Origin of the sequence: Streptomyces sp. NPDC059009 (assembly GCF_042740175.1) — a bacterium.
Taxonomy (GTDB): Bacteria; Actinomycetota; Actinomycetes; order Streptomycetales; family Streptomycetaceae; genus Streptomyces.
Window position 1 is genome coordinate 87493 of sequence record NZ_JBHYJB010000033.1, and the last position, 23091, is coordinate 110583.

At 66.9% G+C, this 23091-nt stretch carries 18 protein-coding genes and 1 pseudogene; 4 read left to right on the plus strand and 15 right to left on the minus strand.

From position 1 onward, the window contains the following. Position 1 precedes the first annotated feature (1 nt). The 10 genes from ACFWYM_RS29845 to ACFWYM_RS29890 all read right to left on the minus strand — a co-directional run bounded on the left by ACFWYM_RS29845 (position 2) and on the right by ACFWYM_RS29890 (position 14214). On the minus strand, positions 2-808 hold the full coding sequence (locus tag ACFWYM_RS29845; RefSeq protein ID WP_384844040.1) for an alpha/beta fold hydrolase: 807 nt from the start codon (positions 806-808) through the stop codon (positions 2-4). 3 nt (positions 809-811) lie between these two features. Then, complete coding sequence (locus ACFWYM_RS29850) at positions 812-1090, minus strand: acyl carrier protein (protein ID WP_384844043.1); 279 nt, start codon at positions 1088-1090, stop codon at positions 812-814. A 59-nt stretch (positions 1091-1149) separates the two neighbouring features. Beyond that, entirely contained in the window at positions 1150-2592 is a 1443-nt protein-coding gene (locus ACFWYM_RS29855) for an NAD(P)/FAD-dependent oxidoreductase (protein WP_384844046.1), read from the minus strand. 154 nt (positions 2593-2746) lie between these two features. Beyond that, complete coding sequence (locus tag ACFWYM_RS29860; RefSeq protein ID WP_384844049.1) at positions 2747-4639, minus strand: amino acid adenylation domain-containing protein; 1893 nt, start codon at positions 4637-4639, stop codon at positions 2747-2749. Beyond that, on the minus strand, positions 4636-5904 hold the full coding sequence (locus ACFWYM_RS29865; protein ID WP_384844052.1) for an MFS transporter: 1269 nt from the start codon (positions 5902-5904) through the stop codon (positions 4636-4638). The genes ACFWYM_RS29860 and ACFWYM_RS29865 overlap by 4 nt, the downstream gene beginning before the upstream one ends. A 54-nt stretch (positions 5905-5958) precedes the next feature. After that, positions 5959-9042 carry a glycoside hydrolase domain-containing protein gene (locus ACFWYM_RS29870; protein WP_384844055.1) on the minus strand — a complete coding sequence of 1028 codons (3084 nt, stop codon included), beginning with the start codon at positions 9040-9042 and terminating at the stop codon, positions 5959-5961. Between the two features lie 31 nt (positions 9043-9073). After that, a complete protein-coding gene (locus ACFWYM_RS29875; RefSeq protein WP_384844058.1) occupies positions 9074-10291 on the minus strand; it encodes an acetyl-CoA carboxylase biotin carboxylase subunit family protein in 1218 nt (405 codons plus the stop codon). Between the two features lie 32 nt (positions 10292-10323). Then, positions 10324-11865: an NAD(P)-binding domain-containing protein gene (locus tag ACFWYM_RS29880; RefSeq protein WP_384844061.1), complete on the minus strand. Its 1542-nt coding sequence runs from the start codon at positions 11863-11865 to the stop codon at positions 10324-10326. Positions 11866-11878: 13 nt separating this feature from the next. Then, positions 11879-12832 carry a prolyl aminopeptidase gene (gene pip, locus ACFWYM_RS29885; protein ID WP_384844064.1) on the minus strand — a complete coding sequence of 318 codons (954 nt, stop codon included), beginning with the start codon at positions 12830-12832 and terminating at the stop codon, positions 11879-11881. Between the two features lie 209 nt (positions 12833-13041). Next, positions 13042-14214: a cytochrome P450 gene (locus tag ACFWYM_RS29890; RefSeq protein WP_384844067.1), complete on the minus strand. Its 1173-nt coding sequence runs from the start codon at positions 14212-14214 to the stop codon at positions 13042-13044. Between the two features lie 380 nt (positions 14215-14594). Here ACFWYM_RS29890 and ACFWYM_RS29895 point away from each other — a divergent pair, with 380 nt between their 5' ends. The 3 genes from ACFWYM_RS29895 (at position 14595) to ACFWYM_RS29905 (ending at position 18740) form a co-directional block, all read left to right on the plus strand. Continuing rightward, positions 14595-16181 (plus strand): hypothetical protein, encoded by a 1587-nt coding sequence (locus ACFWYM_RS29895; RefSeq protein ID WP_384844070.1) that lies wholly within the window; start codon positions 14595-14597, stop codon positions 16179-16181. 80 nt (positions 16182-16261) lie between these two features. Continuing rightward, entirely contained in the window at positions 16262-17695 is a 1434-nt protein-coding gene (locus ACFWYM_RS29900; RefSeq protein WP_384844073.1) for an NAD(P)/FAD-dependent oxidoreductase, read from the plus strand. A gap of 823 nt (positions 17696-18518) precedes the next feature. Further along, positions 18519-18740, plus strand: a complete 222-nt coding sequence (locus tag ACFWYM_RS29905; RefSeq protein WP_384844076.1) for a hypothetical protein — start codon at positions 18519-18521, stop codon at positions 18738-18740. Positions 18741-18840: 100 nt separating this feature from the next. Here the strand turns inward: ACFWYM_RS29905 and ACFWYM_RS29910 are convergent, their stop codons facing one another. Next, positions 18841-19320, minus strand: coding sequence for a hypothetical protein (locus ACFWYM_RS29910; protein ID WP_384844079.1), 480 nt, complete (start codon positions 19318-19320; stop codon positions 18841-18843). Positions 19321-19934: 614 nt separating this feature from the next. On the opposite strand from ACFWYM_RS29910, the gene ACFWYM_RS29915 reads away from it, so the two are divergent. Beyond that, positions 19935-20207: a hypothetical protein gene (locus ACFWYM_RS29915; protein WP_384844139.1), complete on the plus strand. Its 273-nt coding sequence runs from the start codon at positions 19935-19937 to the stop codon at positions 20205-20207. 47 nt (positions 20208-20254) lie between these two features. On the opposite strand, the pseudogene ACFWYM_RS29920 reads toward ACFWYM_RS29915, so the two are convergent. The 4 genes and pseudogenes from ACFWYM_RS29920 to ACFWYM_RS29935 form a co-directional block, all read right to left on the minus strand. Then, positions 20255-20659, minus strand: a pseudogene (locus ACFWYM_RS29920) (response regulator transcription factor); the annotation flags it as partial. Next, positions 20623-20757 (minus strand): hypothetical protein, encoded by a 135-nt coding sequence (locus ACFWYM_RS29925; protein WP_384844082.1) that lies wholly within the window; start codon positions 20755-20757, stop codon positions 20623-20625. The pseudogene ACFWYM_RS29920 and the gene ACFWYM_RS29925, both read right to left, overlap by 37 nt. A 252-nt stretch (positions 20758-21009) precedes the next feature. Next, the gene (locus tag ACFWYM_RS29930) at positions 21010-21720 is read right to left on the minus strand and encodes a hypothetical protein (RefSeq protein ID WP_384844085.1); all 711 of its coding nucleotides are present in this window, start codon (positions 21718-21720) and stop codon (positions 21010-21012) included. Continuing rightward, positions 21717-22781 (minus strand): hypothetical protein, encoded by a 1065-nt coding sequence (locus ACFWYM_RS29935; protein ID WP_384844088.1) that lies wholly within the window; start codon positions 22779-22781, stop codon positions 21717-21719. The genes ACFWYM_RS29930 and ACFWYM_RS29935 overlap by 4 nt, the downstream gene beginning before the upstream one ends. Positions 22782-23091 lie beyond the last annotated feature (310 nt).

A 23091-nucleotide genomic window follows, 5' to 3' on the forward strand; every position in this document is an offset into this window, starting at 1 on the left:
GTCACGCGGTGGTGCGGAAGAAGTCGACGAGGATGCGGTTGACCTCCTCGGGGCGCTCCAGGAACCCGAAATGCCCACACCCTTCGAGTAGTTCGAAGCGGCAGTCCGGGATGACATCGGCGACCGCGCGCCCCATGGCGGGCGGCATGACGATGTCGTGGGCGAAGGCGACAACGAGCGCCGGACAGCGGATATCGCGCAGTCCGGGGAGCCGGTCGCCACTGACGGTGGCCTCGTACTGGGCCGCGTACCCCTCTCCCTGCTGGGGGAAGAGGGAGAGGGTCGTCAGCCAGTCACCGGCGAACTTGTCGTCAGCCAGCGTCTCGGGGGCGAACAGCTGGCTCATCGTGGCCACCGCCGCGTACGCCGCGGGCACCGCGTCTCCGGCCCTCATGGCGCTCGCGATGCCCTGCGCCAGCGCGTCGCGGAAGACGTCCGACCGCCCCCGGGTCGCCAGCAGCGCGACCGCTCCGACCAGGCCGGGATGCTCTCTGGCGAGTTCCTGGGCGATCATCGCGCCGATGGAGACGCCCGCCACCCGGCAGCCGGAGATGCTCAGATGGCGGATCAGCTCTGCCGCGTCGCTGACGAGTTCGTCGAGTGCGTAGGGGCCGGGCGGGACGTCCGAAGGGGCGCTCCCGCGCAGGTCGAAGGTGATGACCTGGAATCCCGCGCATACCAGATCCGGAACTTGGTACTTGTCCCAGACCGCTGCCGGTGAAGCGGCCGGGCCGATCAGGAGCAGAGGGTCGCCCTCACCGTGAACGCGGTAGGAGATCCGGACTCCGTTGACTGCGGCGGTGGGCACAGCTCACCCGGTCTCCGCCGCCGAGGCTGAGGCTGTGGCCGACTCAGCGGGCTCGGCGAAGAACTTCTCCTGAATCGTGCGCAGAGTCTGGAAGTCCTCGGTCTTGATCTGCCGTCGGTCGATGACCTGCCCGCTGGCCCTTTCAATGACCACGACGAATTCGATCAGCGAGAGAGAGTTGACCAGTCGTGTGTCGAACAGGTCGAGGTCGGGATCGATGTCCTCGAAGTCCGGGTTCTGCTCGTAGATCCACGTCATTACCTCGGGTGGCAGCGCAGACATGCTCGTTCTCCTTGCCTCTGAATGGTTGAAGCGGAGGGGACCCGCGGGGAGTCGCAGGTTCAGCGGCCGGCTTCCGCACGGTCGCCCACGGGCTCGGCAGCCGGGCGTACACGTTTGACGCCGAGGGCCGGGTGTGTGACCAGATACAGGCCCGAGGCGTCGTCGTAGAGGTCGCTGGGCTCGATGCGCAGAGCGCTGAGATTGGCGGTCTGCCCCTCCGGGGCGTTCTCGTCGGCACGCTGCCGCGCCTGATCCGCCTCCTCGATCAGCTCCGGCATGGCGCTCGTACCCCGCGCGTCGGCCGCGTCCCTGAGGTCGCTGAGCCCTGCGGAGATCTCGGCGAAGGCCCCGTTCGGGCGGTCATACCGCTCCTTCTCCCGGACCAGGCGCTGGGCCAGCCAGAAGTAGCTCTCGGTGCCCGCGTACTGCTCGTACACCCCGGACACCAACACGATGAGGCGGGCGTAGGCGTTGCGGAACAGGGACTCGTAGAACCCCTGCGCCTCACGCTCGTTGATCTGCCCGCCATCGACGCCGATCACGGACGCGGCCGCGAGCACCGCGCTGTACATCGCCAAGTGCACACCGGTGGACAGCAGCGGGTCGAGGAAGCAGGCGGCATCCCCGACCAGGAAATAGCCTGGCCCGCAGAAGCTGTCGGCCACGTAAGAGTAGTCCTGCTCGACACGCGTGGGGCCGATGAATTCGGCGCCCGCCAATTGCTTGCGCACCGTCTCGGATTCATGGACCAGAGTCAGGAGCATTTCGTCATCGGACGAGAATTCCTTGCGCCGTTCAACGAAGCGCGTCTTGTGCGTCACGAATCCGATGCTGAACTTGCCATCCTTCAGCGGAATGACCCAGAACCAACCATCAGGCGTGGAGACGACGTTGAGGCCACCGGAAGGTGTTCCCTCCAACAGTTCACCACCGTCCCAGTAGCCCCAGATCGCGACGTTACGGAAGATCTCGTGGGCCCGGCGATTACGGAAGTGCTGTGCGGCCATCACTCCCGAGCGGCCGGAGGCGTCGACGAGGAAGTCGAACTCGGTGACCCGCTGGGCGTTGTCGTGCTTCGTGTCCACCCACTCCGCGGACACCGGACGGTCTCCGTCGAAGACGACCCTCTTCACGTGGGCGCCCTCGATGACCTCGACGCCCTGTTCCTGTGCATGCCGCAACAGGATCTCGTCGAACTCGGCGCGCTCCACCTGCCATCCACGCACGTCCGGGCCGAAGAGCTCCGCCCAGTCGATGGTCCAGTCCTCGGCGCCCCACCGTAGCAGCGCCCCTCGCCGACTGGTGAATCCGGCGGCGTCCACCTTCTCCAAGACGCCTGCGATATCCATCATGACGCGACAGGACGACGTGAGCGATTCACCGACGTGATACCGAGGGAATGTTTCCCGCTCCAGCAAAGTGACACCGATACCGGCGCGGGCCAGTAGCATCGCCGTCAGTGACCCACCCGGTCCGCCGCCTATCACCAGAACGTTCGACATGTACGATCCCCTCACTTCGCGCGAATTTCGGGAAGGGCCCTCGGAAGGGCCTCAACACCACGAAATCACGCGGCAGTTAACGAGCGGAGTCATCACCCCTAAAGGCACCCTTAACCCCATCCGTTGGAGACGTGGGTCTGTCGGACACCGCGCCTCAACTCGAACCGGTGTCCTTCCGCGCCCGGTCGAGCTGGGCGGCCAGCTCCCGCGCCGTCTGCAGTCGGAAGAGGTCGACCACGGAGACGGAGAGGCCGAGCCGCTCAGCGAGCAGATCCTGCGCCTCGACGGCGTGCAGCGAAGTTCCGCCGATGTCGAAGAAGTTGTCCTCGGCGCCTACCGACTCCAGGTGCAAGACGTCCTCCCAGACCTCGGTGACAAGCTGTTCGGTGGGTGATCCCGGGCGGGTCGGCGCGGCGTCCTGAAGCCTCTCGAAGACGGCGGGCGGAGCGAGCCGGCGTCGGTCCGTCTTCCCACTTGGGGTCAGCGGCATCGCGTCGAGGACCACATACGCCTCCGGCATCATGTGTGGGGGAAGCAGGTCTGCGAGGTGCTGGTGCAGCCGCCGGGCCGCCCCCTCCCGGCGCGCCTCGTCCCGCAGCACGAGGTGCGCCACCAATCGAGGGTGGCCGTCCAGCTCGTGCGCGAGAACCGCGGCCTCGTGGACGTCCGGACGAGCGCTCAGCAGTGCCTCGATCTCGCCGGGCTCGACCCGCATGCCCTGGATCTTGATCTGATCGTCCTTCCTTCCCAGGCACTCGATGGTGCCGTCCTCGGCGGCACGGCCGAGGTCGCCCGTACGGTAGAGCAGGCCGTCCCCGTAGGGGTCCGGGACAAAGCGCTCGGCGGTCAGGTCGGGACTGCCCAGGTAGCCCCGAGCCACGCCCGCACCGGCCACGCACACCTCACCCTCGGCGCCGACCGGTACCTGCCGGAGCTCCGTATCCAGCAGGTAGACCCGGACGTTGTCGATCGGCCTGCCGATGGGGACGCTCCCGGGCCACCTGCCGGGATCGCCGCTGAGGGTGTGGGTGACAGCGTCCTGGAACTCGGTCGCGCCGTAGTGGTTGTGCAGCCGCGCACCGCTACGCCCGAACAGCTCGGCCATCGCCGCCGTGACCCGGAGCCGCTCCCCTGTTGTGACCACATCGGCGAGCACCAGTGGGGCGGTGCCTCCGGTGGCGGCCTCCGCGAGCTGCTTGAGCACGGTCACCGGAGCGAACAGCCGCTCGATGTGCTGCTCGGAAAGGAATCCCGCCAGCGCGACGGGGTTGCGCCGGACCTCGTCGTCGGCGACGACGAGGGTGCCGCCGAAACAGAGCGTGGAGAAGATCTCGTGGAAAGAGAAGTCGAAGCTCACCGTGCAGACCTGGGCGGTCCGGGACCGACAGGTACCGGGACGGGTGCGGTCGTGCCACAGCAGCATGTTGACCAGCGACCGGTGGGACAGCGCGACGCTCTTCGGGCGGCCGGTCGACCCCGACGTGTGGAGGACATAGGCCGCGGCGTCCTGACCGACCACCCGGTCCCTTCCTCCTCCGCCGCCGCTGTCCTCCCCGGCCGCGGCGCGCCACTGCTCGTCCAGGACGAGTACCCGAGCTGTGCCGATGGGAAGGTCGCGGGAGCCGTCGACGACGAAGGCTCGGATACCGCCGGCCTGGCCCGCGACATGACGCAGCCGCTCGTCCGGATCCGCGCTGTCCATCGGCAGGTAGCAGGCGCCCGCCTTGAGGACACCCAGCATCGCGGCGAAGAGCTCGGGGGACCGGCGCAGGCACAGGCCGACCGCATCGCCGCTGGCGACCCCCTCGTCAAGCAGTCGGTCCCGGACCCGGTCGGCCTGCCGGTCGAGTTCGCCATAGGTCACCGAGCGGGATCCGTGGACCACGGCGACTGCCTCGGGACCTGTGCCGTACTCGGTGCCCGTTCCGCGGACCGCGCGCTCGAAGAGTTCGTGGACGGTGAGCGCGGGTATGTCGACGACGTCTCCAGCCCACCCGCTCAGGCGGCCCGCGGCGTCGGCCGACTGGTCACTGACTGCACTGGTCATGGTGCTGTTCCTCCAGAGGGTGTGGCGGTGGGGTGGTGATCGGTGGCAGGGGCCGCGGGTTCGGGCTGGGCGTGGGGCAGTTGACGCACGGCGGCGGAGGCCAGCGGTAGGACGGCCATGAGCGCGTAGACAATGCCGGAGGTCAACGCCACCCGAAACCCGCCGAAGGCGTGGGCGAGCGGACCGACGCAGAGCTGTCCGACCGGGATGGCGATGTACGAGAGCAGGTCGTCATAGGAGGTGACGCGGGAGAGGACATCACCAGGGACGTGCTCCTGAAGAGAGGTGTCCCAGCTGATGCCGGCGATCGAGCCGCCGAGTCCGGCAACGAACGCGGCCCCGACAAGCCATCCGGCGTTCGCCTGCGCGCCCAGGACGAGGAACGGCAGGGCGCCGAGCGCGCCCATGAGCAGGCCCAGCCTAAGGAAGTGACGGACCGTCAGACGGTGTAGGAGCATGCTCATCACCAGCATCCCGGCGCCCTGCGCGCTGAGCACGAAGCCCCATACCGCCTCGCCGCTGAGTTGCTTGGTGAGCGAGGGCCCGAGGACCTGCCAGGTGCCCGTCTGTACCAGGTTGATCACGCAGAAGGAGAGCGTCACCCGCCACACCCAGCGGATGCGGCGGAACTCCGTCCAGCCGGCCCGGATGTCGGCGAGCAGCGGCGTCGAGCGTTTGGCCGGCGCGCTCGCCGGGAGGGTCAGGCGGGCCAGGCAGCCCGCTGCCAGGAGGTAGGTCAACGCGTCGAAGGCGATGGCGGGGCCGCTGCCGACCACGACGACGAGGACGCCCGACAGGCTCGGCCCGAGGAGCTTGGTCGCGTTCCGCACCGATCCCAGGAGGGCGTTGGCCGGGCGGAGTTGGGCCTTGTCGACGAGTTGCGGGACGATGCCACGCAGGGCCGGCGTCATGAACGCGGTGAGGACGCCGTCGAGCACGGAGAGCGTGGCGACGGCCGGCATCGAGAAGTGGCCGCTCAACACGAGTCCGGCAACGGTGCCCTGAGTCAGCGTCAGCCCCAGGTTCGCGCAGACCAGGACTGTCTTCCGGGAGAACCGGTCAGCCGTTGCTCCGCCGAGCAGGAGGAACGCGAGCAGCGGCACCATGCGGGCGGCCAGCACGAGCCCGAGGTCGGTGATGCTCCCCGTGGAGTCGAGGACGCCGAAGGCGAGGGCAACGGGAGCCATCGAGCTGCCGAGGAGTGAGACCAGACGTCCCGAGAAGAACCACCGGAACTCCTTCTGTCCCAAGAGAGATGAGCGCACCTGCCAGAACCTCCGGAAACGTCGGGGGGAATACACCGCAATCCGCCCCGTGACCTACGAGGACTCCGGCACGAAGTCCTCGGCAGGGTTTCCGCGAAGAACGAGCACGCGGCCTTGGTTGTGAGGTATGGGGATCTTTTCGTTCACGCTGACCTCCAGGGCTCGCTGGAATCCTTCGATCTCCGGAGATTCGATCACTGCGTGGTCGAAACCGAGGGCAGCGTTGTCGATGTCCAATGAAACGTCCACGTCCCCCGGAGCCCAGCTCGCCAGGGCCACTACGGCGTAGCCGGCACCAATCCAGGAGGTGGCCAGGACCTCGTCGTGGTCCGTGGCGACGGGCGCGGAGCCGGACCACCAGCCGACCATACGCGTTTCGGGCAGGTCGACCGAGTCCCAGAAGCTCCACAACGGACGAAGATCGACTCTGGGTGCCCGGGCGGTGGCTCCGAAGAGCAGTCCTTTCCACGGGTTTCCCCCGTTCTCCAGCATCTCGCCGAGGAGGCCGAACGGGACGCCGGAGAGCTCGACGAGCCAGCGAACGGGATCGATTTCGTCGTAGTCGACGTACTCCGAGAACCAGAGCCGGTCCACATACGGAAAGTGCTCCATGTAGAGATTCGCCGAGGAGGCGAAACCGTCGGCTTCCCGGTACTGGCTGGCGGAGTGCAGATCGATCAGCGGGTCGCTGCAGTGCCGCTGGAGGACCTTTCGGACGCGTTTCATCGTGGTGCGGTCGAAACCCGCCTCATCGAGATAGATGCCGTCGATCCCGCACTCCCTGGCGAGCCAGTCGAGGGCGCACACGTACACGTTGAGCCACCTCGACTCGCCGCTGGTCACGATGGGAATGTCGTCGACGTTGGAGGAGGCGTACCCCGGGATGAAGCCCCCGGCCAGATGCTCCTGAAGCCACATGTGGCCGACGTTGGGGCCGCTCGGGCCGATCGCCGGACCCCGCGCGTACACCTCCCCGTCCAGCGCCATCAGAGCCTGACACTCAGGGGCGGCGGACGGCAGTTCCCGCACGGTGTGGTAGATCTTCGCCCGAAGCCCGGCCAGATGGGCGCGACGGACGTAGTTTGCCAGGGAATCGGCGCTGAGCATCGGGTCGTTGATGAAGGGCATCACCTCCGTGGCGTGGTGGATGTTGACCACCGTCGCGCCGTACTCCCGAATTTCTTCAGGCAACCCGGGATGGTTGATCGGGACGGGGCGCGTTCCGACTCCGGAGACCTCTTCCTCCCGGTTCGGCGCGTGGTAGTAACGCTCCGTCGTCTGCCGTCGGGTCGAGACCGTCTTGAACGGCGTCACCAGCACCCTGAAGTCGAAGCGACGCGCCTCACCCGCCTCCAGACGGAGAGGACCGGAGTACGCCTCAACCGTCACGGCATGGTCGGTTTTCCGAACCCGCACCCCGCCGAGCCCACCGTTGCCCCAGGACCGGGGCTCCACCAGCGGCAACCCCCGGTACCAGTTGCTGTTCAACGGGCGCCGGTAGGAGTCGTCCTTCCAGGAGATCTGGAGTCCGGCGCTGACGTCGCCCACCCACACCGAGTCCTGGTTCTTCCGCGCCACGTCCCAGGTCCACTCCAACTCCTCAGGGCAGGGCCCGCCCGGCTGGCCGAGGCCCATCAGGTAGCGGGCGACAGTGCGTCGGACGGGTACGACCAGACGGACGTCCGGGAACGTCACCGGGCCTCCCTCCGCCGTCAACTCGCAGCGGTACTCCAGGCATCCGTCGGCCTCGAGGGCGGCCGAGACACGCACCGCACAACCGTCCCCGGTGAGGGTCTGGCACCAGGTGACGGTGGCATCCCCCGGCTGCTGGATCTCCACGGCCTGAGCAGGCTGCAACTCCCTGCCGACCTCGAGCCGGACGGGACCGTCCAGGATGTCGCGCTCCTCGCCGCCGAGCGTGGTCAGCTCCTCGGAGAAGGTGGAGACGATCCGCTCGGGAAACCCGCCTACGTCCAGCACCACCGAGCGCCCGAGGATCTCCATCCGGCGACGCCCGCCGTCCACCGCCACCGGTCGGAACGGGGCCACCAGGCTGTGGTCCTGCGCGTTTCGGGAGTCCAGCCAGCCAAGCCGGGCCATCGACCGGAGCTCTCGCACCCCTCCGTCGACGACCGCTTCGTCGTCGGTCACGCCGAGGGAGGCACACGCGTGCTCGGGCCCGATTCGGATGCTTCCCTCGTGCATGCCCAACAGGGCGTCCCGGGGTACCTCCGTGACGAACCAGAGCGCCCGGACCTCCCCGCCCGGGATCCGGACCGGACGATCCGTGAACTCCGATCCGTCGGCCCGGACCCCTTCGGTCAACAGCGACCGGGTCGGCCAGGGCATCGACCCGGCGTCGACCCGCACTTCGGCGTCCGAGAACGCATAGACACCGACCTGGAAGACGAAGAACTCCCCCCGTCGCACAGCAGCCTTCAGCGGCGCGTACGCTCCCCGCCTGGTCCAAAGCGCCGGAATGCTCCCCGTCATCTCCACCGGATGCGAGCGCGACTCCGGAAAGAGGAGGATGTCCTGCTCCGGGTGCCGTAGACGCAGCGTCCGGAGCTCATCCGGTGAGGCGGGGAAGCCCATCGGGGCGAAGCTCTCCCGCTCCCCTGCGGCGTGGTAAGCCACTGCTTCGGCCCGCACCATGGAGTCCACCGCTCGGGGGTCGTCCGCCCCGACGGCGAACCGCCACTCAGGGCTCTCCAGCGGACGCCACGGCAGGTAGTACGCCTTCGGGTAGTTGCGGGCGCCCAGGAGAGCGTAAGGGAGGTAGTAGACGTAGTAGTCGCCGATGCCGTCGATGGGCTCGAAGACGATCTCGCCGCTGGTGGGGTCGGAACTCAGGCGCACGACGTTGTGCACCCGCTCAGCGGACCTCGCGGACACCACGATCAAGTCGACCTTGTGCGGGTTCTCGTCCTGGCGCCGCCAGGGCAACGCAACGCGCACAGCCCGCGCGTACCGGGCCACGCGCACGACGATCCGGTGGTTTCCGAGCAGTCGCGCGTCCCAGCGACCGACGCCGCAGTCGAGTTCGGGGTGCGGACTCTCCGGCTCGTCGGTACGGACGTCGCCCAGTGGCGAAACCGTGCTCACAAGGTTCCTTTCCGGTGGTCCGGGAGGGACCACACATCGAGCAGGGCGGCTGGGCGCCGACCACTCATCCGCTCAGTTCGGCGTGCAGTTCACGAGTACGCCGACAGGCGTCCTCGATACGCAGTTCCAGGGAGGCCAGATCCGGTGCTTCGATGAGGACCATCGCGACGCATACCGTGCTGGCCACCGGCTCTCCCATGGTCTGGCCGACTTCGATCTTCATCTGCACATGACGCACACCCTCAAGTGCCTCGATGTCCGATTGCCTGATGCCGTTCCTGGCACCGGGCTGCACCGGGAGACAGGCGAAGCCGACCACCGAGTCCGACACGGGAGTTCGCGGGGTCACCTCCTCGCCGGCCAGCAGCCGTGCGTGCGCTTCCCACAGGTTCACCCCGATGGTGTGCAGCGCGGTCAGGCTCGCGAGCGCACCCGAAGGGCGCCACGCCAGCTCCCCGGCGACGAAGTTCCCGGGGCCGCCGAACACCTCCAGGTGGAAGACTCCCCAGGTCCCCCGCAGGGCGTCGACCGCGGACTGGGCGAACGCCCTCGCCTCGGCGTAGAGCCCCGGGTTCTGGAAAACCGGGTACGCGATCGAGCGGTTGGTGCGCCCTGACTTGGTCTCGATCAACGGCGCCAGGTACCGGGAGACCATGAAGCTCTCGATCCGTCCGTCGACCAGCGTCCCGTCGAAGTGCCACTCGTCCCCTGGCTGCCGCTCCTCGATGACGGCATGGCGCAGCTCCGGGGTGTCCCGGAGTACCTGGAAGACCTCGGGGAGACTCGCGCAGGGAGTCACCAGCCGAGTCCCGCCGAGGGCCGGCGGTTTGACGACATAGGGACCGCGGAGATCTCCCATGTCCGCGCAGAGTTCGTCGAGCGACCGCGGTGTGTTCGTGACCGTCGCGCACCGTGCGGTCGGCACCCCCCGTGCGGACCAGAGGGACTTCTGAAACGCCTTGTCCCGTCCGGCCATCGCCGCCCGCGGATCGACGCGTTCGGCGAGGCCGAGGAGGCGGTTGAGGACCGACGCGGAGACCACCGCCATCTCGTGCAGCGGGATCACCGCGTCGACCTCGTCCGCCACGCCGAGGTGGAGCAGCGTCGACCAGGCGAGCTCCGGGCAGTCGTAGGAGGGCACGAACCCCCGGAGCGCAATGCGGTCGGCGGACCGTTCGACCAGGGCCAGGTTCCGCTCCGTGTACAGCACCGTCAGCGTGTGGCCCAGATCTGCGAGTTCGTCGATCGCTTCGGTCTGCGGGCCGAGGAGAACCAGGTGCACGAATCTTCCCTCTCCCTCATCGCCCCTGGGTCTCAGCCCGACACCGCTTGGGCGAAGAACTCCGCCAGTGGTGCGACGTGTACGTCGGGCCGGTCCCACCGGTTCTCCAGATCGTCCGGCAGGTGCACGGTGCCCACGACCTCTCCGCGGCGGTAGTGCCGAACCACCGGGTGCAGGAAGGTATCGATGTGTTCTCTGCCGAGCACCGAGGACGAGAGCCGGGGGACAAACGGGTCCACGGTGTCGTGGTCCGGACCGAACTCCAAGGTGATGGAGAACGTGTCGTCCACCTCCTCGTCGACCATGTCGTCGGCGAGGTACGGCGCCGGAAGCTCCTCGTAGTACCTCGCGGGTCCGTCCGGCGGGAGGACCAGCACGTCGGCCAGGACTCCGAACTGCTGGAAGAGCCCGGAGGACCGGTTGATCCTCTGGACGACCGCCTCCGTGAGCTCCTGGGGCGACCTGCCCACCTGGCGCCGCGGCCACGGCCTGTCGTGGTGGCGGTGAACCAGCACCCGGGCGAGGGCGCGGGCACCGTAGCGGAAGCCGTGGATGAACCCACTGGTGGACTTCTTGAAATCGAGCTGCTGCGTGAGCGTGCCGGCGAAGTACAGGCCGCTGACGTTGCTCGACTCGTAGGTGCTGGTGAGTTCGGGAAAACGCCCATTGATGGCGAGCCGCGGTCGGCAGTTCTCCTCGAATATGGAGGAGTCGAACCGGAACCCGGTGCAGACGATCACTCGGTCGTAGGTGTGTTCCACCGTTGCGCGGGTGAACTTGAACGTCGCCCGGTATCCGTCCGCGTCCTTGTTGAGTTCCACTAGCTCCGCATCGATGACTGCATTCTGCGACTTCAGTTGGTACGTGTCGAGGAAGTTGTTGTTGACCGCGCGAATGTGACCAACGAAGTGGGTTTTCCATGCCATCTTCACGGGGTTGGGTCCCGCGACGTGTATGGCTGCGGTCGTCTCGATCAGGTTGTCGGCGGTCTCCAGGGCCGAGTTCGCCTTACCGAGGATGAGGACGCGCTGGTTGATGAAGTCTTTCGGGTCCACGGAGACGGTTGCGTACTGCTCTGCGAGCTCGATCCCAGGGATGTCCGGAATATTCGACAGGCTCACCCCAGTGGAGATGACCACGCGGCGCGCCCGGTGGATGGCACCGAAATCGTCGACCGCAGCAAAACCCTCATCCGATCGGGAGATCGAGACGATCCGCCGGTTGTAGGTTATGTTCAGTTCGCGTCCGGAGGCGAAGTCTGCAAGATAGCGGACATAGTCTTCGGCGGCCGGAAAGTACCGCTCGCTGTATCGAGTGAACCTGAGGTCAGGATCGTCCGACAGCAGCGAGTTCCAGTCCATCCGCAGATTGAACTCCGGGTCGTCACTGCCGGTGTAGCGCTTGTTGCTCGATATCAGCTGCCGATGCCGGGGATAGGTGGCGAAGAAGGATCCGGGAATATCTCCCTGCTCGACGACCTCGTAAGTCAATCCCTCTTCCCGTAGGCATGCGGCAACCTGGAGGCCGCCGGGTCCGGCACCGACAATCAGGCAGTCGAGAATCTCCGGTGTCACGTCACTCTCCCGATCAAGGCAGCTGCGCGAACCGGGCCGCGGCGGCCAGCATCGCGTCACTGCTCGGCTTCCCCGTGGTGTGTCCGCCGGGGAGTGTCACCAGCTCACCGTCCGGCCAGGCTTCGGCCAGCAGCCACGCCATGTCGTACGGATTCGCCCTGTCCTGCCGGCCATGGATGATCACGCCGGGTATGCCTGTGAGACGGTGGGCGTCCCGGAGGACCTGATTCTCCGTCAGCCAGGCGTCGTTGCTGAAGTAGTGCGTCTCGATCCGCGCGAAGGTCAGGGAGTAGTCCGGATCGGTCAGGCGCGGCGACGGCCGCCAGCCCGGATCCAGGCTCGATACGGTGTCCTCCCAGGCGCACCAGCGTCGCGCGGCCTCCCGCTGAACCGCTTCGTTCCCGCTTTCGTTCAGGAGGCGGTGGTACGCCGCCACCACGTTCTCCTCAGCGCCTTCCCCCGCACCGGAACAGAACTCACGCCACTCCTTGGGAAAGTAGCGACCCATGTCCTGGTACAGCCACCGCAGGTCACCCGGGCGGTTCAGCATCAGGTAGACCAGCAGCAGGGCACGTACCCGCTCCGGATACTTCTGGGCGTACACCAGCGCCAGGGTCGTCCCCCACGAACCTCCCCACAGCACCCACCGGTCGACGCCGAGGTGCTCCCGCAGCCTTTCGACATCGGCGATCAGATCGTGCGTGGTGTTGTGGGTGAGCGCGACAGCCGGATCGGCGGCGGACGGGGTGCTCCGGCCACAGTTCCGCTGGTCCATCTGGACAATGAGGTAGCGCTCCGGATCCCAGATGCTGCGCAGCCCCGGACTGCTGCCCGAGCCGGGGCCGCCATGGAGGACGAGCGCCGGCACTCCGTCCGGATTCCCACTCGTTTCCCAATAGATCTGGTGCCCGTGACCAACATCGAGAAATCCCTGGTCATACGGTTCGATCTTTGGAAACGGACTCACCCGCACACTCCCCGAAGTACGTTCTGCCTGGGACACCCATTACTGCTGCGGGCCCTCAGTGGGCTCCGGAACCCGTTGCCCGGTCCCGGAGCCCACCGAGCGCCGTCGTTGATCAGTGGTCGTAGCTCATGGCCCCTCCCCTCCCTCCGATCTCAGCGCTCCGATTTCACGGGCGGGCGCCCGTGGCTCCATGAGGTAGCGGCAGCGGGTCAGGCCGGCTGCCGGAAGGTGAGCGGAAGGAGGTCGAGGCTGCGCACCGTCGCGGTGGTACGCCGTTTCGGCGTACCCGCCAACCAGAGGTCCGGGGCTTCGGCGAGGCAGTAGATGATCTCTCGGACGGCGATGCGCCCGAACACTGCGCCGAGGCACCCGTGCAGACCCCAGCCGAAGGCAAGGTGGCGATTGGGCGCGCGATCCAGCACCAGTTCCTCAGGGCGCGCGAATTCGCGTGGATCGCGATTGGCCGAGGCCACGAGGGCGAGGACGACGTCACCACGCTCGATCGGCTGGCCGGCAATGGTGGTAGGACGGGCGGCGACCCTGCTGGTCCCCTGCGCGGGCCCCTCGAAGCGGATCAATTCGTCGACCGCGGTCTCCAGCAGCTTCTCGTCCCTGCGCTGGCGAATCGTCTCCAGCGCTTCGGGGTGCTGAACCAGCGCCAGGGCAACATTGCTGATGGTGGCGAACAGCGTGCCATAGCTGGCGTTGAACATGACGCCCGTGGTGTTGCGGATGTAGTGCTCCGGAACACCGGCCTCGCTGCCCGTGCGCCTGATCATGGAGAGCACCCCGGGTCGGTCCTCGGCCGCGTACCACTGGTCGACCAGCTTGTTGAGCTGATTCTTGGCGTCGTTGCCCGAGGCGGCGCGGCCCGGTTCGAGGCCGATGTCCATCCGCCTCGCGATGCTGTCCGAGAGGGGTACGTACAGCTCCTGTGCCGGCTGTTCGACGCCGAACAGCTCCGCGGTGACCGACAGCGCGACGGGGGCCGCGACCTCGTGGATCCAGTCGAACTGCTCGCGTTCGGCCAGAGTGAGGAAGAGGCGTTCGATGCTCCTGCGGGCCCGCTGCCCCATCGCGTCGAGGTCCTGGCTCCGCAGGGCGTCCGAGAGGACGTTCTTGAGTGGAGTCAGCGCGGGCGGATCGAGTGTCTGTATGTTCTGCAGGAATTCGGGAATCTCGACCCCGACTCGGCGGCGGTCCCGAGCAAAGGTTTCGTTATCCCGCAAGACCTCGCGGCATTCGCGGTAGCGCGTCAACGCCCACGAATTCGATTGCTCGTGCCAGAAAATGGGTGTCTGCTCCCGAAGTTCCGCATAGAGCGGATAGGGATCAGCCAACGTGTCGGGATGCAGTGGATTGTAAACGCTGGTACCGGGCATGAGCTATCAAACCCCTCACGCGCGCCCGCCTCTTAACGGCAGAGGGCCACGCAACAGCTGAACCTGCAAGAATGAGGAAATCCGCTTACCAATCTGCGTGCAGTCAGCATGCAGAGCCTCCGGTTGGGTGTCAAGAGGTGCGCACTCAAGGAGACTTGACGGTCCCACGGGTAATCAACAATTCTCTCACGTTGATCGCGTTTGTCCGAGATGGAAGGGTTCGCACCGCCTGCCAGTAATCGCTTTCTAAAACCTCTTGGAAACGTGTTGTGCTGGCCGACTCCGTCTGGCTAGCGTGCACCCGCACAGCCGTTTCACTCAGCGGCTTTCCTGGATATGCAGCCGAAACGGCATGCGCGCCGCCTGGAACAGGAGGTTCCGTGGATCCGTCGGTCGGTTGGCTGTGGGATGCCTGTGACGTGGTCGGCACAATCGCGCTGTACCGATTGGTTATTTCCCCGGCCATGAAATGGGGCGCATACGCTCTCGGGTCCGGGAAGTTTCCCGCCACCGGGTCGAACGGCCTGTACCCGAATGCCGCCATGCCGGGGCACGGTGCCATCCGTACAGCCCTCGCATTTCTCCCACTGACTGCGATCGCACTTACCTTGGGACGGACCCCAGATGCCCCGGCCTCCTGGGTTTCGACCGCTGCCCTGGCGGCCGTCCTGTGGAAGTGCCTGACCTTCGACTACGACGCTTCCCGTGACCTTTCCTGGCAACGCGCCGATCGCGTACTGATTGCGGCGATCGGTGGTGCGGCGCTCTTCTGGCCGCAATATGACATGCTCGCCCTGGTCTTGCTGTGCGGGCGGCTCGGCGCCTGGACGCACCATTCCAAAGCGGCGATCCGCATCCTTAAGATCACGTTCGCCTGGTCGGTGACGGCAGGGATCCACGAGCACCTGGCGCGGCGGGGCGCGCCGACGGATGACTCCGTACTGCTCGTACTGATCGGAGCGGTCTTCCTGTCGCACTACGTGGTCGCCTGCGTGAGCAAGCTGCGACTGGGGCCACGGCCATGGGACTGGGTGACGAAGAACCGGACCGATCACCTGGTCGCCTCGGCCTACTCCTGGGGCTGGGCCCGCTTCCTGACGGAACGGCAGGTCCGCCGGATCCTCCGGCCGCTCGCCGCAGTCGCCGTCTGGCTCAATGCCGGCACCGTCATAGCCGAAGGTCTGGGGTTCGCGGCTTTCCTCTCTCGCGGGCTGACCATCGCGGCAATCTCCATCGCGGTGGTATTCAACCTCGTGGTCTTCGCTACCTCCGGTATTTTCTTCTGGGAGAACATGACGGTCGGCATCGCGCTCATTGCGGCTCTCGCCGCAACGCCCGCCCCGGCATACGGCGTTGAATCCTGGCTGATCACCATGGCGGTCCTTCTTGCCGTGCTCTCCGGCCTGGTGTGGCGGCCGAGCAAGCTCGGCTGGTGGGACACACCATTCGTGGCGAGGGTCTATTGGACCGGACGAACGTCAACTGGCGAGGTCTACGAGATTCACAACGGCTTCATGAGTCCTTTCGATCGAGAGTTCTCCCGAATGCGCGGATACGTGCTCACGGACGAAGAGTTCGTGACGTTTCCCCTGGGCGGCGTGGAGGACGCAGATATCAGAGACCGCCTCAACGGGCTGCGCCTTGACGGAGAGGACCTGGTCGAAATCAAGCGTGAGTACGGCCGGGTCCACCGCAACGACGAGGATCGCGCCCTGCACGTCTCATACCTTCGAAAACTCTTTGCACGCCTGAACGAAGGGGTCCCGAAGAGCCCGCTCCCACGCTTCCTGCGGTGGCTCAAGGCACCTGGGGGACATCTGTACTACTGGGGCGAACTGCCCGCTTACCGACTGGATCGCGGCCCGCTGGAAGCAGTACAGATCCGCTATCAGGAGATTTACTACCAGAGCGGGCGACAGTCCTGGGTCCGGCTGCGTGACGAGCTGGTCCTCGACGTGAACGTCTGATTCCCCACCGCTGAACCGGTCGTGGCGAGAGCCCGACCGCTTTCCCCTGCATGCGCACAAGGTGATCTGGAGGATTTTCCATGGACAGTCCCAGGCCGGATGTCATCGTAGTCGGCAATGGTGCCGTCGGCTCCTCCGTCGCCTTCGAACTGGTGCGAAAAGGGCACGCAGTGACCCGAATCGGAGCCTCGGCCCGCCCGCTCGCCGCCTCGGCGGCCGCCGGCGCGATGCTGGGGTGCTTCGGAGAGGTCACCTCGTCGATGCTGGCCACCCCGAGCGGCCGGGCGAAGCTGGCGACGGACTACCGGGCCCGCGCGGAATGGCCGGACTGGGACCGCGAACTCACAGCCGCGTCCGGATCCGAGGAGACCCTGTTCACCGCGGACGGCACCGTGGTGGTGCTCAACACCGCCGGAACCGCTGCCGTCGACTCGGCCAACTTCCGGGCCATCGAGGCTGCCCTCCGCGAGTACCAGGAACCCCACGAGCTGGTCGACCCCGAGGAGTTGGACTGGTTCTCCCCCGACGAGCTGGCCCGCGCGCTGCGCGGCATCCACATCCCCGGGGAACATGCGGTCGATGCCCACCGGCTGCTGACCAAGCTCGACCAGGCGTTCACCGCGCTGGGCGGCGAGGCGATCGACGCCGAAGCGGACGCGGTCGAAGTGCAGCGTGGCCGGGTCCGCGGGGTACGCCTCACCGACGGTCGGCTGCTGGAGTCAGGCCAGGTGGTGGTGGCCGCGGGGGCGCGCTCGCTGGACCTCCTGGGTCAGGTCGAGGACCTTCGCCGGCAAATACCCCCGATGGTGAGCGGATACGGGGTCTCGGCACTCGTCGAGACCGCGGACAGAAGTCTTCCGCGCAGCGTCCTGCGCAGCCCCAACCGGGCGTTCGCCTGCGGCATCCACTGCGTTCCGCGGGGTGAGGGGACGCTGTACGTGGGTGGCACCAATGTCCTGTGCGAACAGCCTCGGATGTACGCCACCGTGCGCGACCTCCAATTCCTCCTGGAGTGCGCGGTGGACCAGCTCTACTCGGAACTGCCGCGCGGAGGCGTCCGCGCCGTTCAGGTCGGCAACCGCCCGGTCCCGGTTGACGGATTCCCACTCGTCGGCTCGGCAGGCATGGACGGCCTCTGGCTGGCAACCGGGACCTACCGCGACGGGCTGCATCAATCACCGCTGCTGGCCAAGCACATGGCGACGTTGATCGAGGACAACCGGCCCCTCGTAACGGAGTTGGCCGCCTTCACCCCGGTCCGCGCCCCGCTGCCCTCCGGCACCCGGGCGGAGATCCTCGACGCGGTGGTCGACCAGATGATGGCGTCGGGCTACGAGACCCGGTGGCGGGTGACGCCGGAGTGGCCTGAGCGCATCGAAGGGCACTTGCGCCGCAGCTACGCCGAGACGATCGACGCGCTGCACCCCTCCTTCACACCCCCCGCCGAATTCATCCCCAAGCTCGACGACACCCTGCGGGCCACGCTGAGCGCCTACTACAAAGCGTGGAGCTGATCAGGGTCGGGGACTGCCGCGGTGGCTCATGGCTCCCTCGCCAGTCCCTGCCGCTTCAAATCGTGTATGCATCGGGCCCAGTTCTAGCCCGCTCGGCCGTGCTTCCAGCTGGTGAGAGCCGTCAGCCGCACCGATCTCCCGCGGTCCGCCAGGTAAGCCAGGGGTGAGGAGGCGGCAGCGCTCGGGCCGACGACCTGGCGCTGCCGATGTGGCCTTCCGTGCCTTGCCGGGGAAGGAGCCTTCAGCAGGTCCACCCCGTCGGTGTTCTCGCCTCAGCCCTCCGCCAGCGCCCCGGGCATGCACCAGCAGTGCCACAAACGCCTCACGCCATCCACTCGGCAACGATCCTGTCCATGATCGGTGTGAGATCTCCGGGCTACAGAACACAGCCGAGCGACATCGTCAACTCCCTCCACGCTTCCGCATGCGCCTCGCCATCAGCGAAGAAGATCGACAGGCCGGCTTCTCGTTCAAGTTCCGCCGCCTCGATCTCGAGCGAGTCGTGACCGATGTCTGGTCGGCCGAGAGCTCCTTGAACCGCTTCTCGGCCAAGGCCGCCTCTCCCATCCTCCTCGTCGTCCCCACTCTCGTCACTCCGGACCAACACCCGCCGAGCGGGCGAGGACTCACCCCGACAGCCACGCTCGACGGTCGGCTGACACAGAAGGCACCTTGGAGCACCCCCCACCCCTCGGCTCTTGCTCTCGAATCCCTTCGCTGTAGCGACAGAGCACCAGCTTCCGAGCCCACCTCCCCCCTTTCACGGCCAGCCAAGTCCCACACCAGACTCACACTGGCCTCCCAGGCCCGACCTGGAGGTCCGATGCCCCTGCAGTTCATGGATAGCAAGCAGAGCGCTGAATACCTCAACGTGTCCATCACCTGGACCTATCGCGACGGGCCTCAACTGGGCCTGGCCGCCTACAAGTTCGGTACCGACCGGAACGCAAAGTTGCAGTTCATGATCTCGACGTGGACGCGTGGAATCGACAGCAACGTCTCAGCTGACACGGCGGCCCGGAACAGGGGCCTGGTTCTTGCCTGAAGACTCTCGCCTTTATGGGCGTTGCTACACAACTTCGCCATTCGTGGCGCCGTGATCCATATCTGCAGACCGACCAGATGCCGCGCATGCTTAATTGCAGCTACCACACCCGGAAACCTCCGTGATCACGCGCGCGCTTAAGGAAGTCGATCCAGGAGGGCCACCACGCCAAACCGTCCGTGGCCTGACGACGCCGCTCTCGGCTCGCAGAGGCCCACCAGCCGAAGGCGGCCGAGATTTCGCGTGGGGTAACGAGCCAACCACGGTTGCTGGTCAGCTTGTAGCAGGGGATCCCATCGGGGTGCTCAGCCTCGGACTCAGCCATGGCCACAAGCGCCTTAGCGAAGGTCCGCACATGATCCGGCAGATCAGGGATACGTGTCCCCCTCCATCGCTCCGTCTCGGCCTCGGTGACTCCGAAGTCTTCCGGGCGCGGAGGGTCCGGCCTTGCGGAACTGTGGCTGATCATGCCCAGTGCGTCCAACGCGTCCACGGCCGCTGCCATGGTGCCGATGCCCATGTGCACGTGGGGGTTCGGTTCGCCGGACGATGGCTCTTGGATGATGAGAGTGAAGTCCATGAGTTTCTCCGTGAGTTGTCAGGACCAGGTCGACTGACGAGCCCGGAACGGCTTGTCCGGTCGGCCGCGGAGCGCGAACCCAGGGGTAGCCAGAGGCCGACTTCCTAGACGGCACGGCCGCGGAGGGGCGCTGGAACGTCGCGTAGGACATCGCGGGTTTCTCACATCTGCCGAGGAATCACGAGGGCTGCGTTACGCGGACGTCGCGCCCATGAGGCGTCGAGGACAAGCACCTCATGGGCGCGGTAGGCCATCACGCGCTGGAGGTGACCATTGGTCACTCGCAAGACACATGACGGCCCTCGGCGGCAGCTCACGCCGCTGCGGTTGGGAGGCATGCCCCTGAACGGATACTCGCGGCGCCACCTGGTGCCGGGATCACTTCGCGCCCAGGAGACCGATGCGGTCGCGGGGCGGGCCGTTCCCCCATGCCATGTGGTTCCAATTCTGGTGTTCATGGCACACCCCCTCGGGCCAACTTCCTTGCCCTGCTTCCATCTTCAGGGCAACTGGTAGCCCTGTCAATAGGGCTACCAGTTGCCCTACTATCGTCGACGGTTGGGCCAACATTCCGGCCTACCGACAGGCCAACCTCTTGTGCAACCATGGCCGTCATGGCCCGCACGGACTACACGCCCCCTCAGGACACCAGCCGACTTTTCGCCCGCTACAAGCGCATTCGGGAGCAGGAGGCCGAACTGCGCCCAGAAGTCCATGACATGGCCGTACGAGAGCTCCGCGGCGGCGCCACCGTGGGGCAGCTCGCCAGGCTCTCCGGACTCACCCCCGAATACTTCCGGCGCATCGCCCGCGAGGAGGGCATCGAGCGACTACGGCCGCCGACGGTGCGCCCGCTGAAGGACGACACCGACGCCGATGGCGCCTGAGGGGAATGGGATCCGCCCAGAACACCCAGCTGCCAGGCAAGAGCGACCATGTGGGCGCGGCCATGGCCGCGCAGCTTCCGCATCAGCCGTGCGACGTGCTCCTGGACGGTTCCCGGGTGCAGGAGCAGCATGCGGGCGAGCTCCCGGTTCGACCGTCCGTCCGCGAGCCCCTGCAGGACTTGGCGCTCGAAGGCGGTACACAAGATGGGCTGTCGTGTCTCAGGGACCAGCCCCGTCAAGTACCCGTAACGGTAGGCCCGGTCCACGATCGCGGCCCTGGAGAGGGCACCGGTGACGCGGGCCAGACGCTGCAGATGCGTCTTCACAGTGTAGGGGGACAAGTTCAGTTCCTCGGCGATCTGCGCGTTGGAGTGACCACGCGCGAGACCTGCCACGATCTGCACTTCACGGATGGTCAGACGACGATGTGGGGCAGCAGGTGAACAAGGCATGCCATCTCCTCCTTGAGGAAGTTGGGGGTGTCGTGGTCAAAGCCCACCGGGGAGCGCGGCTTCGCGCTCGCGCTCAGGGTGTATCCCGAGGAGCTCACGCCCGCCGTCGTGGCAGGGGACGCCTGGTGTGACCTGGCAGAAAGGGCAGCAGGCGATCGCTCGCACCCATGCTGTGATCCGTTGCGGATGGGGCATCTGAAGGATGCGTCGGCGCGAGGGCGTCGTGCACGGGCGGTCCGGATGGGCACCGCAGCGGGGGCAGGCGACGGCACGCGCCGGGTGCTGGCGGCACGTGAGCCAGTGGCGCACTTCCGGGGGCATGGGAGCGCCTCGTCCGTGGCAGCTGCTGTTCATTGTTCCGTTCCTTCCTCCTCCATGAGCTCGGTCTCGTGCGGGGGTTCGTCCGAGGCCGCGGTCGCCACCTCGTCCTTCGTCTTGTTCGGGGGCTGCGCGGCCTTGGAGTCCGCCAAGCCCTCCTCTCGTTCGTCTCGTTCGGCGTCCGGACCGAGGGGCTCCATACCGGCTGCGACACGAGGCGCACTTTCGATGCGGCTGGGGTGAAACCCCGTGAGGCGGCGACCGCTCGGGCTTCGGCACACGCGCATGGCCCCGGCCCCGCAATGCGGGCAGGCGACCGATGTCGGGCCTTGGAGCGGTGGTGGTCGGCCGCTCGGGACGGGACGGCCCACCGCTGACGTGAGTTCGTTCACCGGGCGTGGGGCGGCTTCACTTCCTGCTGCCGCTCGTGTGCACTGCGCCCGCACCGCCGCCAGGTACGCGGTTACGTCGTCGGGGTCGGCGTCGGGCACCTGTGCAGCCAGTCCCGGACCCTGCACGTCGCGGGCCACATCGGCGCGCTGTTTCCGGATGGCGGTGATGATCTCCGCAGGGCTCACGAACGGCTGCCGGCGCGCGACCCTCATCGCGGCCTGTCGTGCTTCATCAAGCCCGAACGGTGCAAGGAGGTCGTGCCATGCGTCCGGGGTGTACTCGTCGAAGCGCTGTTGCGGGCAGAGCGCACGCACGTAGCGGGCGAGGACGACGGCCTCCTCGGGGTTCATGAACTCGCCTGTTTCATACGGGCACTGGCGCGGCTCATCGCCCGGTCGAAGAGGTCGGTGGTCGCCTGCTGCCGGCGGCCGCACAGGTCGACGACTTGTGCGACGGGTCCGCCGCGCCGAATCTCGGAGAGCGCGAACTGGAGGGTGGTACCGGTGACGGGCTTGCTGAGGTCGCCGAGACGACTCAGAGCCACCCACAGCTCGTCGACGTCCAGGCCATTGGCGAGGGCTTGTCCGACGGCCTGATGTATAGAGCGCCTGCTCTGGGCCGTTCTCCGGCCGAACCGGTCCCACCAAGCAGCAGTGAATCTCTCGGCTGTCCGGTCCGGGGCACGGACGCCGCGTTGCCCCTGGATGGGCTCCTCGGGTGCCGAGGACAGGGCGGGGAGTGGGGGCTCGGGGAACGAGATGTTGGAGGCAGGGGCAGGGGGATGCACGTGTGACGCACTCGCGCGGGCGCGCGTCATGGATACGCCAGGACTATCGGGAAGGGCATCCGTACCCGTCGCCGAGACGTGCTCCGGGGTATCCGGGAGTCCTGGTGAGGGCGCGGCACGCGCCAAGGTCTGATCCGGGCCTTGGAGTTCCTGGCGCAGGCGATCCACATGGGCACAGACCTGCTGACGGACCGATGGTCCGCGTGCCCCCGGGTCGTCCACGAGCTGTTCGAGCGGCAGCCGGTCCATTTCCACGAGGAGCGTCCGGCGCAACTTCGCGGAGGAGATCTCTTCGGCACCGGAGACCATGGCGGCCATGACCTTCGGCTGCTTCCACACTCCGTCGTTCCGGACGAAGGTGCGGATGAGCAACTCCTCCGTGTCCCGGTCCACGACCACGAAGCGCCGCTGCTCAAGTTCGGCCAGGAGCCGCTCCAGCTCACCGACGGTCAGTCCGGCCGCCTTGCGCGCCCACCGGCGCAGAGTGAGGGGCAACAGCCCGGCGTGGTTGAGGTTCGGCTGGGAGATCAGGAAGAGATAGAGGCGCTGCTCTTCCTGTTCGAGCGTGAGGAAATCGGCGTCTTCCCAGATGGAGGTGAGGATTCTGCCGTGACCGCGTGCCATGGCTGGGTCTCTTTCGTGTGGGTGAGTCCGTTGCGGGCGCAGATCCACCAGGCGTGGCGCAGGGTGCAGCCCGTACGCTCGGCGATCAGCGAGTACGTGAGGCCGTGCAGTCGGAGCTGGATGACTGCGGCTTCGAGTTCGGCGGCGCTGACTCGTTCAGGTCGGTCGCCGGAGACGGTGCGCTCGATCGCGACTTCGTCGATGTCGTGATCGCCGCGGTTGCAGGTGCGGCAGTACCGGCGACCGTCGCGGGTGGGAATGACGTCATGACCGGCGTGTCGATACCTGAACTTCCGCTCATGGTTAGCCC

Bases quoted from the DNA above. Each gene is read 5' to 3' on its own strand.
- ACFWYM_RS29850 (WP_384844043.1), bottom strand. From the start codon at position 1,090: ATGTCTGCGCTGCCACCCGAGGTAATGACGTGGATCTACGAGCAGAAC.
- ACFWYM_RS29855 (WP_384844046.1), bottom strand. From the start codon at position 2,592: ATGTCGAACGTTCTGGTGATAGGCGGCGGACCGGGTGGGTCACTGACG.
- ACFWYM_RS29860 (WP_384844049.1), bottom strand. From the start codon at position 4,639: ATGACCAGTGCAGTCAGTGACCAGTCGGCCGACGCCGCGGGCCGCCTG.
- ACFWYM_RS29890 (WP_384844067.1), bottom strand. From the start codon at position 14,214: ATGCCCGGTACCAGCGTTTACAATCCACTGCATCCCGACACGTTGGCT.
- ACFWYM_RS29900 (WP_384844073.1), top strand. From the start codon at position 16,262: ATGGACAGTCCCAGGCCGGATGTCATCGTAGTCGGCAATGGTGCCGTC.
- ACFWYM_RS29905 (WP_384844076.1), top strand. From the start codon at position 18,519: ATGCCCCTGCAGTTCATGGATAGCAAGCAGAGCGCTGAATACCTCAAC.
- ACFWYM_RS29910 (WP_384844079.1), bottom strand. From the start codon at position 19,320: ATGGACTTCACTCTCATCATCCAAGAGCCATCGTCCGGCGAACCGAAC.
- ACFWYM_RS29915 (WP_384844139.1), top strand. From the start codon at position 19,935: ATGGCCCGCACGGACTACACGCCCCCTCAGGACACCAGCCGACTTTTC.
- ACFWYM_RS29930 (WP_384844085.1), bottom strand. From the start codon at position 21,720: ATGAACCCCGAGGAGGCCGTCGTCCTCGCCCGCTACGTGCGTGCGCTC.
- ACFWYM_RS29935 (WP_384844088.1), bottom strand. From the start codon at position 22,781: ATGGCACGCGGTCACGGCAGAATCCTCACCTCCATCTGGGAAGACGCC.